Origin of the sequence: Psychrobacillus sp. FSL K6-2843, from assembly GCF_038626375.1 — a bacterium.
Classification (GTDB): domain Bacteria; phylum Bacillota; class Bacilli; order Bacillales_A; family Planococcaceae; genus Psychrobacillus; species Psychrobacillus faecigallinarum.
In genome coordinates, this window is sequence record NZ_CP152021.1 from 3,870,518 (window position 1) to 3,884,468 (window position 13,951).

The window sequence follows — 13,951 nt, forward strand, 5'->3', positions numbered from 1 at the left end:
AAACATCTTTCACATACACATACCTATTAAGCTAAGAATGCCTTCTTTTCCCTTTTGTCATTCAATCACTTGAATGGTTTATGAAAAAGAATTACAACCGGGCAAATACGGTCGGGAGGCATCCGCCGAAATATCGATAACCTCCACCTCGTCTGCTGAAGATTCGTTTCGTCCAATTTCTTCAGCTCAGGCGCTATAATTGTTTTCCTGCTTTTAACGCGTTACCTATCCTTCCTTTCTACGCGGTTACCAGTATTCTAATATAATGTAACTCCATCATTATATCTTCTCATTATATGTGAGTCAATCGAAACCACAAGGCCAAAAGTACCAAGAAATGTATAAATGAAGAAAGAGACCTATCGCTAATGGTCTCTTTTACTCATACAATAACTGCTCCGTAAGCAAGCGCTATTATGATAACAAATGCAGGATGTAGTTTTACCTTCTCTAAAAGCAAATAGCTTCCTACTATTAAGATAAGAGTTGATATTATACCAATCCCATCTAATGATTCTTGTGCAAACTGGATAGTCATTACACCTAGTAATACAGCGATTACTGGTCTTATCAGCTTTGTAAGGTTTTTGACTTCCGGCGCTTCTTTATATTTTAATAGAACAGCCATCATACTAATCATGAGTATTAAGGAGGGTGCGACAGTCGCAAAAAGAGCAATAGTTGCCCCTAATATTCCGCCCTCTGCATATCCAATATAGCCTGCCATTTTTGTAGCTATTGGTCCAGGTAATGAGTTTCCAAGGGCTACAACCTCACTAAATTCCTGAGTTGTCATCCACTCATAGTTTTCAACTACCTCATGCTCTATCAATGGAATAGAGGCAGGGCCACCGCCATAGCCCAATATACCTGGAATAAAAAATGCTAAAAACAATTGCCAGTAAATCACTTACTTCCCCTCCTTTTTAATAGAGGGAAAAAAGCGATTGCCATACAAACTACTATGATAATTGCTGGATGTATATGTATAAGCTCCATAAGCAATGCAGCAACAGCTATTATTAAACATGCCTGCCACCATCCAAAGGATTCTCCAGTTTTTTTGATAAAGTCCCAGGTCATTAATGCTAACATAACTGCGACAACTGGAATAACTGCAGCTGTCATATTTTGAACTCTTGGTGAGTCCTTAAATGATTGCAGAAATCCTAGCAGAAGAATCATCAGTATTACTGTAGGGATGACCGAAGCGATGAGTGCATTGACACAACCCCAAAAGCCAGCAATGCGATATCCGATGTAGCCTGCCATCTTGGTTGCTATTGGACCTGGCATTGTATTTGCCAGTGCTAATGTATCACCGAATTCCTCATCATCCATCCAATTATACTTCTTAACAACTTCCTGATGAACTAGGGGTATCGAGGAAGGTCCACCTCCGAATCCAAGCATACCAACTCGGAAGAATGCCCAACTTATATCTCTTTGAAGTACCGGCTTAGGACGCACAGAGCTTTTCTCCAAAGGCTGACGTTCTACCACGCTGCGATAGCTCCATCCGTTCGAGATTCTGTTCCCCCTTGTAGAACGCCCGTATCTGCATTTCTCCAAATAATCTGCCCACGTCCAAAGCTTCCTCCATCAGTTGCCACTTGGATATCATGCCCTTTTCTCACCAAACTTTGTACCAAATAGTTAGGGAACTCTGGCTCAACATGTACAGTTTTACCCTTCATCCACTGCCAACGAGGAATATCAAGCGTCGCTTGTGGATTTAACATATAATCTATGGTACTAGTCACTACTTGAAAATGCCCCTGTGGCTGCATATAGCCTCCCATTATGCCAAATGGCCCTACTGCTTCTCCCTCTTTCGTTAAGAATCCAGGGATAATGGTGTGGTAAGTTTTTTTACCTGGCTTCAATACGTTAGGATGTGATTCATCTAAAGAGAAGTCATGTCCTCTGTTTTGGAGAGCAATTCCTGTCCCTGGAATGACAACACCTGACCCAAAGCCCATGTAATTACTTTGAATATAAGAAACCATATTTCCTTCTTCATCGGCAGTTGCCAGATAAACCGTCCCGCCCTTTGGTAATTCATACGGCTCTGGATCTGCTGCTTCATCTTGAATTACCTCTTTGCGTTTCTCGGCATACTCCTCTGACAATAAATGCTCGAATTTTACTGGCATTGCTTCGGGATCTGTTATAAATGCCTGTCCATCTGTGAAAGCTAATTTCATCGATTCAATTTGCTGATGAATGGTGTGTGCACTTTGCCACTGAGGTTTATCCATCCTTTTAAATACATTTAATGCCATTAAAGCAACCATTCCTTGGCCGTTTGGTGGAATTTCCCAAACATCATAGCCCCGATAATCCACAGAAATGGGATCTACCCACTCAGGCTGATAGGATTCCAAATCACTTTTAGAAAGATATCCTCCATGCTTTTTCATGAAACCATCAATTTGATCAGCAATTTCTCCTTCATAAAAAGCTCTTGCTTTAGTTTCTCCGATTGCTCGGAGAGTGCTCGCATGACCTGGGGATTTCCACACTTCTCCAATTTCAGGAGGACGTCCATCTGGAGCAAACGTTTCAAACCATGCGTTATACTCCTCGGTCGTAAAGCTTGCTTTAAACTTTTTGTATGCCACCTTCCAATATTTCCCTAGTATTGGTGTCAGAGGATAGCCTTCCTCCGCGTACTGTATAGCAGGCTCTAGTACCTCCTTTAACGGTAGCTTGCCAAACCTTTCAGATAAGGCTGCCCATGCTGCTGGAACTCCGGGTACAGTTACTGGAACTACTCCATACACAGGAACTTTTTCTAAACCTTGTGCTCTTAGCTTCTCTGCTGAAATGGATTGTGGCGCGGGGCCAGATGCATTCAAACCATGAAGCTTGTCCTTTGTCCATATTAAAGCAAAAGCATCTCCTCCGATTCCATTAGAGGTAGGTTCCAAAACTGTTAATGCAGCGGCTGTTGCAATAGCTGCATCAATTGCATTTCCACCTTTTTTTAATATATCTAAGCCGGCCTGCGCTGCTAAAGGCTGTGATGTTGCTACCATTCCTTTTTTAGCAAATACGGTACTTCTCTTACCTGGAAATGGGTGATATAAGTAATCCATGATGTGATTCCCCTTTATAAGCTTTAAATTTTAGTCCCTGCAAAGTGACAGGCAGCAAAGTGACCTTCCTTTACCTGCTCCCATGCAGGCATATCTTTTTTACAAATATCTTGGGCTATCGGGCAACGTGTATGAAACGGACAGCCCGATGGAGGATTGGCTGGATTAGGAAGGTCCCCTTGAAGTCGAATACGTTTCGAACTTCGATTTACCGAAGGACGTGGAATAGCGGACAGCAACGCCTGAGTGTAAGGATGCGTTGGATTTTTAAATAAGTCCTCTACTGTGCCAAGCTCTACCGTATTACCTAAATACATAACTAGCACTCGGTCGCAAAAATAGCGAACTACTCCTAGATCATGAGAGATGAATAAGTAAGACAGCTGGTATTTTTGTTGAAGAGTTTTTAATAGCTTTAAAACTTGAGCTTGAACAGATACATCTAAAGCAGAAACAGCTTCATCACATATAACGAAGGAAGGATTTAAGGCGATAGCTCTAGCTATCCCAATCCTTTGACGCTGCCCACCACTAAATTCGTGAGGATAACGTTCGTAATGCTCCTCTCTAAGCCCTACTTCATTTAGGAGGTCTATTACAGCATTACGCCTTTCTATTTTGGTTAAGTTTGTATGCATAACAAAGACCTCTTCTAATGCATGCCCAATTCTCTGTCTAGGATTTAGGGATGCAAAAGGGTCCTGAAAAATCATCTGCATTTCCTTAACAAACTTTAACTTCTCTTTTCTCTTAAGGTTTTGAATTTCTTGTTCCTTAAATATTACTTTTCCAGCTGTCAGTTCCTCTAGTCCTAAGATGGCTCTACCTAAGGTAGATTTGCCACAACCTGATTCTCCAACTACCCCAAGGCTTTCTCCTTCGTATAACTTAAGGTTTACCTCTTGAACTGCCTGCACATGACCTTGAACTCTCTTTAATATCCCGCCTTTAATAGGGAAATACTTTTTAACTCCATTTAATTCAAGGAGGACCTTCTGATCAGTTTTGGGTGACAAGTTGACCATTTTTTACTTCCTCCTCTTCGTATAACCAGCAACTTACCATGTGGCCCTGCTCGTCATTTATCTCTGGTGGTGCCAGCTCTTTACACTTTGCGGTGGCAAACTTACAACGTGGGTGAAATCTGCAACCTTGAATTTTCTCCTGCAGACTTGGAAGAGAGCCAGGAATAGGCTCTAATTCAAAATCAGGATCGTCTACATTTGGCACAGAGTTTAAAAGTCCTTGAGTATACGGGTGTTTTGGATTTTTGAAGATATCTTCTACCATGCCTTCCTCAACCTTCTTGCCTGCATACATCACCATAACCTTATCCGCTACCTCAGCTACTACTCCCATGTCATGTGTAATGAGCATGATGCCCATATTTAGCTTTTCCTTTAACTCATTGATGAGGTCTAATATTTGGGCTTGTATTGTCACGTCTAATGCTGTTGTAGGTTCGTCCGCAATAAGTAAACCAGGATGGCATGAGAGAGCAATTGCAATCATAACCCGCTGTCTCATTCCTCCGCTCAGCTCATGGGGATACTGACTCATCCGTTTTTCAGGATAAGGGATTCCTACTTGGTTTAGCAGATCAATACCTTGTTTGTGTGCCTCCGATTTAGATAATCCATGATGAAGCATTAAAGGCTCTCTCAATTGGTATCCCACTGTCAATACTGGATTGAGTGCTGTCATCGGCTCTTGGAAAATCATCGAGATCTTATTGCCCCGCATCTTTCTCAATTCTTCGTATGGAAGGCTTTGAATTTCTTTTCCCTCATACTTGACTTGACCTGCAGCGATTTTACCATTGCTTGGCAAAAGACCAATGACTGACAAGGATGTAATACTCTTACCACAGCCGGACTCACCAACGATGCACAGTGTTTCTCCTTTTGAAACAGAAAAGGAGACATCTCGCACGGCTTGAACATTACCGTCTGCCGTGCGAAATTCAGTTACTAAATTGTTCACTTCTAATAATGTCTCCCTCATCAGATATACCTACTTTCCAGTTACATTTTTTAATGTCCATTTACCAGTGGAATCTAGGTTCAATCCTGTGTAGGTGTTATCCAAAGCCGATGTAACAACTCCGTGATACATAACTACTACAGCATTTTCTTCTAGCATTAATTTGTTTGCTTGGTCTAATAATTTTGCGCGCTCTTCTTGATCAACTGTTGTGCGTGATTGCATTACTAAGTCGTCAAATGCTGCATTGCTATATTGTGCTCTGTTAGATGAGCCTACATTGTCACTATGGAAGTTCGGGTAAAATAATTCAGAACCATCTCCCGTTACATTTGACCAGCTTAAGAATGTTAAGTCATATTCGCCTGCACGAGCTGAGTCTAAGTATGTTGCCCATTCCATAGACTCGATTTCAACTTTAAATCCTGCCTCTACTAGTTGAGCTTGTACTATTTCAGCCATTAATGTTGTATTAGCACGGTTAGCTGTTAATAATTTTAGTGGTTGATCACCGTATCCATTTTTCTCCACTAATTCCTTTGCATGATCCAAATCGTAAGGAGTTCCAGCATTCTCTGCTGACTTATCATATCCAAATACCTTTGGTCCAACTACGCTATCACTTCTAACACCTAATCCATTCAATTTAGAGACAAACGCATCGCGATCTATTGCTGAAGCAACTGCTTCTCGGAATTCCGGATCTTGATTCATTTCTTTTAAGTGGTTAAATGCAAAGTAATAGACTGGAGAGCCATCTATTTTTTGAATGTCAATGTTGTCCATCGATTCTAAACGATTGATTTGTTCTGTTGGAAGGTTATCGATAAATTGAACCTCACCTGTTTGTAGCATAGAAATTGCTGTAGAAACCTCAGGAACCACCTTGAACACTACTTTCTTTAAATCAGGTGCTCCGTTCCAATATTCCTCGTTTGCTTCTAGCTCCAACTGGTCTCCAGGTGTCCAACTAACAAATTTAAATGGTCCTGTACCTACTGGCTCTTTCATTAAGTCTTGTTTTTGGTCAGCGCTAGGGCTTACGATTGCCGAGTTTGTATGAGAGAGTGCTGCTAAGAACGCTCCATAAGGATATTTCGTTGTAATTTTCACTGTGTATTCATCTTCCACTGTGATTTCTTCCACTGATTCTAAAAGAGAAGCACGTGGCGCGCCAGTTGCTGGGTCGCGTAATTTATCAAAAGTATACTTAACAGCTTCAGCGTTAAATGGAGTTCCATCATGGAATTGTACGCCTTCTTTTAGTTTAAAGATCCATGTATTTTCATCAGGATTTTCATAGGATTCTGCTAATTTTGGTTCAATTTCCAATGTTTCTGAGTTACGTTGAAAAAGTGTTTCATAAACCTGTTCAATAACATTTGCAGAAGGAGAATCGTTGGTCATGATTGGTGACAAGCCAACAGCATCTGTTGTAGTTGCATAAGTAAAGGTTTTACCACTAATATCGCTTCCGGAACCACCGTTTTCTTTTGGTGCTGATGAGGATTCTCCTCCAGAACAAGCTGCTAGCACGATTGAAACAACAAATAATAAAATAAATAACCATTTTTTCTTCATTTTCATATTCTCCTCTACTTCTTTTTATTGGATGTCCATATTTGGATCTAATGCATCTCTTAATCCGTCTCCTAGTACGTTAAAGGCAAACACGGTTAACATAATTGCTATTCCAGGAATAATTGTTAAATGAGGTGACGTCCACATATAACTTTGCCCTTGTGAAATCATTGCTCCCCATTCTGGTGTAGGAGGCTGTGCCCCTAATCCTAAGTAACTGAGAGAAGCTGTTGAGAGGATAGCTGTTCCCATTCTCATTGTGGCAAACACGATGATCGGTGCCATGGCATTGGGTAGAATATGACGAATCATAATCCTTAAATCAGACGCTCCTAATGATTTTAGAGCCATAATGTACTCTTTTTGTTTAATAGAAAGTACCGAACCTCTGACTATGCGCGCGCAGCTTGGTATTGACCAAATACTAATTGCTATCGACACATTGACCAAGCTAGTACCTAAGATAGCTATGATTAACATAGCAAGCAGAATTCCAGGGAAGGAGAAGAGCAAATCTACTATTCTCATAATGATTCCATCTAGCTTTTTATAATAGCCACCGAGCAACCCAAGAGTAATTCCTCCAAGCAACCCAAGACTAACGGCTGCGATTCCCACTAATAGAGAAATCCTTGATCCATAAACAATACGAGACCAAACATCTCGCCCATAATTATCTGTCCCTAACCAATGTCCGTCTGAAAAGACTGGAAGTTCACTTGCTACAAGGTTTTGCTTTGATGGGTCATATGTTGCTAACCATGGAGCAAAGACAGACATGATAATCAGCCCTAAGATAATAGCAAAACCTAAGACTGCCAATTTATTTTTAAAGAGGCGCTTCATCGTCGTAACTATTACCTTATCCTTCTTTCTTGTTGCAGTTGGAAGTTTATTATTAACTGAAATGGTGTTAGACATATGATCCCTCCTTCTTAGTCATAGCTTATCCTTGGGTCTATGAATGTGTAGACAATATCAACAAGGAGATTCACGACCACGAATAATGTTGCAACTAATAAAACGGAAGCCTGTACCATTGGGAAATCCCTTTGTGCAATAGCATCCACCATCAACCTTCCAACTCCGTTGATTGCAAACACTTTTTCCGTAATAATTGTTCCTCCGAGTAAGCCACCAAAGTTAACACCAATGACCGTCACTACTGGAATCATTGCGTTTTTTAGAGTATGTACCCAAATGACTGACCTTTCTTTTACACCTTTTGCTCTGGCCGTTCTTACATAATCGGCTTTAGCTACCTCTAGCACGGAGGATCTTGTCATCCTCGAAATCATTGCTGCTGCACTAGTGCCAAGTGTGATTGCAGGAAGGATCATCTGCTTAAAGCCTTCTAACGTGTAAAAAGGTGCTGATAAACCACCTACTGGAAGCCATTGTAAATTTACAGCAAATACTAATATCAACAATGCTCCCAACCAAAAGTTCGGTATGGATATTCCTGCAAGTGCTAGAGTAGTAGATGTCATATCGAGCCATGAGTTTTGCTTTAAGGCTGATATCAATCCGGCAACCACCCCTATTATGATGGCGACAATCATACTCGCAATGGCTAACTTAAAAGTATTTGGTAGCCTGATAGCTATTGCCTCAGAAACTGATTGTTTAGATTGATAGGAGTAACCAAAATCTCCTTGAACCGCATTTTTTACATATCGACCGTACTGAACTAGGAAAGGATCATTTAGTCCCAAGTTTTCTCTTATGGACTCCAAATCCGATTCGGTTGCTGTCGGCCCACCTACCATAGTGGCAGGATCCCCAGGCGCTATGTACATAGATGAAAATACTAGAAATGATATACCGAAAAGCAAGAAAAGAAGCTGTATACCACGCCTTACTATTAAAGAAATCACAATCCCACCAACCTTTTCTACACTTGTTAATCATTTCTTGGTTTTTGGTTAACAAATGACTGAATTTTAATAGTTTTGATTATAATACAACAATTCACAAAAATCTATATGAATTTTCAAATAAATTTATTTATTTCATTTATTCTTTACTTTTAGACTTAATAAATAATTTATCCATTACTTTTCGAATAGAATATCTCCTATTTTATTACTTTATGTATTATTATTGTTTTGTACAAAAGTAAACGCTTCCATTCTTTTTGTCCATGCAAAAAGGCATCCTCTAAAGGATGCCTTTTATAATTTTAAGCCACTACGACTTTTAAATCTTCTCAATAAAATATGGCTTTCAACTCTCGTAATACCTTCTAATGCATACAACTCTTCATTGATAAATTTTTCTAGGCTAATGAAGTCATCAACTAACACATGCATATGTAAGGTGGAAGGTCCTGTCATTTGGTAGCAACTCGCTACACTTGGGTTGTTTGCTAGCTTTTCTGCAACTTCCACTAATGATGAAGGCTCACAATCCACTTCAAAAAAGCCGGATACCCCTTTACCTACTTTTTCAGAATTGATCACTACAGTGAATCTTTCAATAATTCCTTCCTTCTGTAGTTGATGAACCCTCTCCCTTACAGCAACTCTAGAAAGATTTAATTCCTTCCCAATGTCTACATATGATAATCGACCATTAGCTGTTAACAGTTCTAGAATTCGCTTGTCTACCGCATCAATTCCCATTGTATATCTCCCTCCCATCTAATATAATAGATGATTAACTTTACTTTAGAAAGCAAAAATATCATTATAACGACATAATGTAAAGAAAAATACAGTTTACTCTTTACATTGAAAAAATCTATATATCTTTTGCATATACATAATGCGTGGTTGAACCAAATAGAAAATTTTAGAACACATAATTAAAGGCAAGAATGTGTTGATTTAACAGCATTCTTGCCTTTTCTAGTTCTATAGTTTTGTTTTTAGAAAGACTAATTGAAGAGCCTTCCTATTTACATTAAGCTAACAGCTTCACGATTTCACGGTTAAATGCCGGAATATCGTCAGGCGTACGACTTGTTACTAGCTGGTTTTGACAAACGAATACTTCTTCGTCATGGAACTTAACGCCAGCATTCTCTAGATCCACTTGAATGGATTTATAACCAGTTGCATCGCGACCATTTAATGTTTTCGCAGTAATTAAAAGTTGTGGTCCGTGACAGATTGCAAATACTGGTTTCTTAGCATCCATAAAGTATTTTGCAAATTGTACGAAGCGATCATCCGCACGTAAAATATCTGGAGAAAAACCGCCAGGAATGAACAATGCATCGAATTCCTCTGGTTTTACATCATCAATCCCATAGTCAATCGTTACATTTACTTCTCCGTTTTTACCTGTTACTTGTTTTCCAGCCTCTTCTTCAATTGCAAACACCTCGTGCCCAGCTTCGTTTAGTGCTTGTGCTGGTTTGGCGTATTCTGAGTCCTCAAACATGTTTGTGATTAATGTTGCTACTTTAGCCATTTCCTCACTCCTCAATTGTTTGTTCTCTCTTATAATTCCACACTTTAAGGTGCATTAAACATTTTTGATAAAAATAATAGTTGAGGATAGACTAATCGTCTAATTCCTTTTAGAATTCTCCCTCCCTTTGTTGGGTAACCTATCTGAAAGGAATTGAGAACATCAGAAAACAACTGCTATGTACTATGACTCTTTACATACAAAAAAATCCTCGACCATTAGGAACTAACAGTCGAGGATGCAAAATATTTATATTGAATGATTTCTATTTATTCTACTAGGCCCATTTCAGCTTTTACAACTTCTACGATACGGCTCACATAGTTTTCACAGTCTTCCTCGGAGGAAGCTTCTACCATTACACGCACTAATGGCTCTGTTCCAGATGGACGCACTAATACACGGCCGTTTCCAGCCATTTCAGTCTCTACTTCGTTAATAATTGCTGCTACTTTTTCATTTTCTGTTACAGCATGCTTATCTGTTACACGAACATTAACTAGTTTTTGTGGGTATATCTTCATCTCAGCTGCAAGCTCTGAAAGTTTTTTACCAGTTACCTTCATGATGTTCACTAACTGCAAACCAGTCAGCAATCCATCGCCTGTTGTATTGTAATCTAGGAAAATAATATGTCCTGATTGTTCTCCACCCAAGTTATATCCATTTTTCTTCATTTCTTCCACAACATAGCGATCTCCTACAGCAGTTTTAACGCTAGTCATTTCATTTGCCTCTAGCGCCTTGTAGAAGCCCATATTACTCATAACAGTAGAAACTACCGTCTGGTTATTTAAACGTCCTTGGGAATTTAAATACTTGGCACAGATGTACATAATTTGGTCGCCATCAACTATGTTACCTTTTTCGTCCACTGCAATAAGTCTGTCTCCATCACCATCAAATGCTAAACCAACAGCTGCTCCCTTTTCCAAAACAAATTTCGCTAGGCCGTCTGGATGAGTAGAGCCTACTCCATCATTAATATTTAAGCCATTAGGAGAAACGCCCATCGTTGATAGGTCAGCATCTAAATCAGCAAATACATGAGTCCCTAAAGAGGATGTAGCCCCATTCGCACAATCTAAAGCAACATGGATACCGACGAAATCTTCATCGATCGTTTGCTTCAAGTATTGAATGTATTTTTGACCGCCTTCGAAGTAATCGGAAACCGATCCAACTCCCCCACCAGTAGGTCTAGGAAGTTCGTCCTTCTCTGCATCAAGCAGTTGCTCAATCTCTTCTTCTTGTTCATCGGATAGTTTAAAGCCGTCTGAACCAAAGAATTTGATGCCGTTATCTTCCACAGGGTTGTGGGAAGCAGAAATCATGACACCTGCATCTGCACTCATTACTCTAGTCAAATAAGCTACACCTGGTGTACTAATTACACCTAAGCGCATTACTTCTACCCCAACCGATAAAAGACCTGCAACAAGGGCGCCTTCTAGCATATGACCAGAAATACGTGTGTCTCTTCCGATCAATACCTTTGCTCGTTCCTTTGACTCTTTTGTTAATATATAACCGCCAAAACGACCTAATTTAAATGCAAGTTCTGGTGTTAGTTCAGAGTTTGCTACACCTCTTACGCCATCTGTCCCAAAATATTTTCCCATTTTGATCTACTCTCCTTAATTACCTGTTATCCTGCTTTTATGCTTCTATTATCGTTAGTTTTGCTTCGGATTCAGATGTTTGCCATTCTATATTCGAAGGGCCATCAATTTGAATAGGGAGAATCGCTTCTCCAACTTCTGAATTTTGTGCATCAACATATATGGATATATCCCCTGATTGCACTTTCTCTAATGCTTCAGCTGTTCCCTTTCCCACTAAAACGACAATCCCATCTGCAGGAACATTAAACTTACTCTCTAATTCCTCAGGTAAACCCTTTATAGCGATTTTCATACCTGGAAAGGATTTTTCTATTATTTCACTGGATGCAGATGTATCCTCTTCTTTCACCGTTTCTTCTGCCTCAGTTGTAGAAGGGGCTTCGGTGACATCAACCTTTACTTCAATTTTTTCTTGAGATATCCTTGTGATTCCTTCAGGTTGAGTCAGCTTCACATCAAATGTACCGGCTTTCTCAATTTTACTCACATCTACATCGACATTCAACCTATCAATTTTATCCACCGTTGCTCGTGGGCCATATATCCGAACGGTTTCTGTGTCTTTAGATATATTATTGATTGTTAACCCAGCCTTAGGCGTTCCTTTTCTCACAATCGAAATTGGTACTTCTTTACTGTATTCTTCCACAGTCAATTTAACTTGCACGGTCCTTGGTTCAACAGATACATCTAATTTGTTCAGGTCTAAGTCCAGGACTCTGACACTTGCTTGCTGTTCAAAGGACTTATTGATGCCTTTTTCACTTGAGATAGTTGCTTTTACATAACCTATGCTTTGAATGATACTTTTTGCACCTGTAATCGTAACTGTTTTTGGTTCCACACTAGAAGATTTTAATACATAGTTCTCTGCTATTAAGTTTTCATTCATATCTAGGTCGACTTTAAACTCTTGTGTGATACGCTCCTCTATTACAACATTTACATAAACAGGATCAGTACGAACCTTTAACTTTTCGGAGAAATTCTCATTCGAAATGGCAACTCTATGTTCTCCAATTGGAAGTTCTCTTAAATCTACAAATAGTTTATAATCCTTCATGATTTTTGCTGATGTTACGAGCTGAGTAGGGCCTTCTATATTGACGTCTACCGTATCAGGTACTCCAGTCACAACTAAATTTTCATCATCATAATAAATCTCTACCGGTACTTCTCTTATCATATCTATCGTTTTGCTGCTTGAGTTCTGATTGTCAGATTCAATGTCAGATTTCACGGATACAAACAGCAGTATGGCAAAGGTAAGTGTGATAATTCGCAAAAGCCATGGATTATTCATCATTCTATCCATTTTGTTTCCCCCTCCATAGCCACTTAGAAGGTGTTGCTTGCTCCTCTGATGGACCAAACCAAAGTCTTGTTAAATGATTTTTAAATTCATCTATAGAAAGATTTCGATGTAGGTCTCCATTAGATGTAAGACTAACTGCACCTGTTTCCTCCGATACCACAATTGTTATCGCATCTGTGACTTCACTGAGTCCTATTGCAGCTCGGTGCCTTGTTCCAAGTTCTTTAGAGATAAAAGGACTTTCAGAAAGCGGCAAATAACAACCAGCAGAGGCTATCTTATTCTTTTGAACAATAACAGCGCCATCATGTAGTGGTGTATTTGGAATAAAGATGTTAATCATCAACTCAGAAGTTAAGTGGGAATTTAGAGTTATTCCTGTCTCTATATATTCCGTTAATCCAGTCTCTCTTTCTATAGAAATCAAGGCTCCTATACGTCTTTTCGCCATATAGCTAACCGACTTGGTCATTGCTTCTATTAAACGAGTTTGCTCTTCTTCTTCATGCAGTGAGCTTCTAGAGAACAATTTACCTCTACCTATTTGTTCTAACGCTCTTCTAATTTCAGGTTGGAATATTATAATGATAGCTAAGAAACCAAATTCAATTACTTGGTTTAACATCCAGCCTAGAGTATCCAGACCTAGAAAGTCTGTTACTACCTTTGCAATGACTATTACAAAAATACCTTTTAACAATTGAACTGCTTTTGTTCCTTTAATAAGAGTTATTAATTTATATATAACAAACCATACGAATAAAACGTCTAAAATATTGACGATTACATTCACTGGCATCAAGTCCGTAAATTGTTCCATAAACGACATTGGGCATCCCCCACTTTTCCTCGCGAATCCATATAAAGTAAGTATAACATACATGTAGTATAGATTTCTCTTTCTAACTCTAACGAAAAAAGTCTATCCA

13 protein-coding genes are annotated in these 13,951 nt (G+C 39.3%); all 13 read right to left on the reverse strand.

Translation table 11 applies throughout. The annotated features are described in order from the left end of the window. Positions 1–382 precede the first annotated feature (382 nt). The 13 genes from MKY94_RS19640 to cdaA all read right to left on the reverse strand — a co-directional run bounded on the left by MKY94_RS19640 (position 383) and on the right by cdaA (position 13,851). On the reverse strand, positions 383–910 hold the full coding sequence (locus tag MKY94_RS19640) for a chromate transporter (protein ID WP_342577653.1): 528 nt from the start codon (positions 908–910) through the stop codon (positions 383–385). Next, positions 907–1,503, reverse strand: coding sequence for a chromate transporter (locus MKY94_RS19645; RefSeq protein WP_144541082.1), 597 nt, complete (start codon positions 1,501–1,503; stop codon positions 907–909). The genes MKY94_RS19640 and MKY94_RS19645 overlap by 4 nt, the downstream gene beginning before the upstream one ends. Beyond that, complete coding sequence (locus MKY94_RS19650; protein WP_342577654.1) at positions 1,497–3,101, reverse strand: gamma-glutamyltransferase family protein; 1,605 nt, start codon at positions 3,099–3,101, stop codon at positions 1,497–1,499. The genes MKY94_RS19645 and MKY94_RS19650 overlap by 7 nt, the downstream gene beginning before the upstream one ends. A gap of 23 nt (positions 3,102–3,124) precedes the next feature. After that, positions 3,125–4,126 (reverse strand): dipeptide ABC transporter ATP-binding protein, encoded by a 1,002-nt coding sequence (locus MKY94_RS19655; RefSeq protein ID WP_144541078.1) that lies wholly within the window; start codon positions 4,124–4,126, stop codon positions 3,125–3,127. Further along, entirely contained in the window at positions 4,101–5,105 is a 1,005-nt protein-coding gene (locus MKY94_RS19660; RefSeq protein WP_144541076.1) for an ABC transporter ATP-binding protein, read from the reverse strand. Before MKY94_RS19660 ends, MKY94_RS19655 begins: the two co-directional genes overlap by 26 nt. Positions 5,106–5,114: 9 nt before the next feature. Further along, positions 5,115–6,665, reverse strand: coding sequence for a glutathione ABC transporter substrate-binding protein (locus tag MKY94_RS19665; RefSeq protein ID WP_191697567.1), 1,551 nt, complete (start codon positions 6,663–6,665; stop codon positions 5,115–5,117). A gap of 24 nt (positions 6,666–6,689) precedes the next feature. Beyond that, positions 6,690–7,586, reverse strand: a complete 897-nt coding sequence (locus MKY94_RS19670; RefSeq protein WP_342577655.1) for an ABC transporter permease — start codon at positions 7,584–7,586, stop codon at positions 6,690–6,692. Between the two features lie 14 nt (positions 7,587–7,600). Next, on the reverse strand, positions 7,601–8,542 hold the full coding sequence (gene nikB, locus MKY94_RS19675; RefSeq protein WP_144541070.1) for a nickel ABC transporter permease: 942 nt from the start codon (positions 8,540–8,542) through the stop codon (positions 7,601–7,603). Between the two features lie 297 nt (positions 8,543–8,839). Continuing rightward, complete coding sequence (locus MKY94_RS19680; protein ID WP_144541068.1) at positions 8,840–9,289, reverse strand: Lrp/AsnC family transcriptional regulator; 450 nt, start codon at positions 9,287–9,289, stop codon at positions 8,840–8,842. Positions 9,290–9,569: 280 nt separating this feature from the next. After that, positions 9,570–10,082, reverse strand: coding sequence for a type 1 glutamine amidotransferase domain-containing protein (locus MKY94_RS19685; protein WP_144541066.1), 513 nt, complete (start codon positions 10,080–10,082; stop codon positions 9,570–9,572). A gap of 269 nt (positions 10,083–10,351) precedes the next feature. After that, positions 10,352–11,704: a phosphoglucosamine mutase gene (gene glmM, locus MKY94_RS19690; protein WP_151112078.1), complete on the reverse strand. Its 1,353-nt coding sequence runs from the start codon at positions 11,702–11,704 to the stop codon at positions 10,352–10,354. 37 nt (positions 11,705–11,741) lie between these two features. Next, positions 11,742–13,022, reverse strand: a complete 1,281-nt coding sequence (locus MKY94_RS19695; RefSeq protein ID WP_154312082.1) for a CdaR family protein — start codon at positions 13,020–13,022, stop codon at positions 11,742–11,744. After that, on the reverse strand, positions 13,015–13,851 hold the full coding sequence (gene cdaA / locus MKY94_RS19700) for a diadenylate cyclase CdaA (RefSeq protein WP_144541060.1): 837 nt from the start codon (positions 13,849–13,851) through the stop codon (positions 13,015–13,017). Before cdaA ends, MKY94_RS19695 begins: the two co-directional genes overlap by 8 nt. Between the last annotated feature and the right edge of the window lie 100 nt (positions 13,852–13,951).

What these genes read in the sequence shown, in the direction of transcription:
- MKY94_RS19650 (WP_342577654.1), bottom strand. Translation starts at nt 3,101, where the DNA reads ATGGATTACTTATATCACCCATTTCCAGGTAAGAGAAGTACCGTATTT.
- MKY94_RS19655 (WP_144541078.1), bottom strand. Translation starts at nt 4,126, where the DNA reads ATGGTCAACTTGTCACCCAAAACTGATCAGAAGGTCCTCCTTGAATTA.
- MKY94_RS19660 (WP_144541076.1), bottom strand. Translation starts at nt 5,105, where the DNA reads ATGAGGGAGACATTATTAGAAGTGAACAATTTAGTAACTGAATTTCGC.
- MKY94_RS19665 (WP_191697567.1), bottom strand. Translation starts at nt 6,665, where the DNA reads ATGAAGAAAAAATGGTTATTTATTTTATTATTTGTTGTTTCAATCGTG.
- MKY94_RS19670 (WP_342577655.1), bottom strand. Translation starts at nt 7,586, where the DNA reads ATGTCTAACACCATTTCAGTTAATAATAAACTTCCAACTGCAACAAGA.
- MKY94_RS19680 (WP_144541068.1), bottom strand. Translation starts at nt 9,289, where the DNA reads ATGGGAATTGATGCGGTAGACAAGCGAATTCTAGAACTGTTAACAGCT.
- MKY94_RS19685 (WP_144541066.1), bottom strand. Translation starts at nt 10,082, where the DNA reads ATGGCTAAAGTAGCAACATTAATCACAAACATGTTTGAGGACTCAGAA.
- glmM (WP_151112078.1), bottom strand. Translation starts at nt 11,704, where the DNA reads ATGGGAAAATATTTTGGGACAGATGGCGTAAGAGGTGTAGCAAACTCT.
- MKY94_RS19695 (WP_154312082.1), bottom strand. Translation starts at nt 13,022, where the DNA reads ATGGATAGAATGATGAATAATCCATGGCTTTTGCGAATTATCACACTT.
- cdaA (WP_144541060.1), bottom strand. Translation starts at nt 13,851, where the DNA reads ATGTCGTTTATGGAACAATTTACGGACTTGATGCCAGTGAATGTAATC.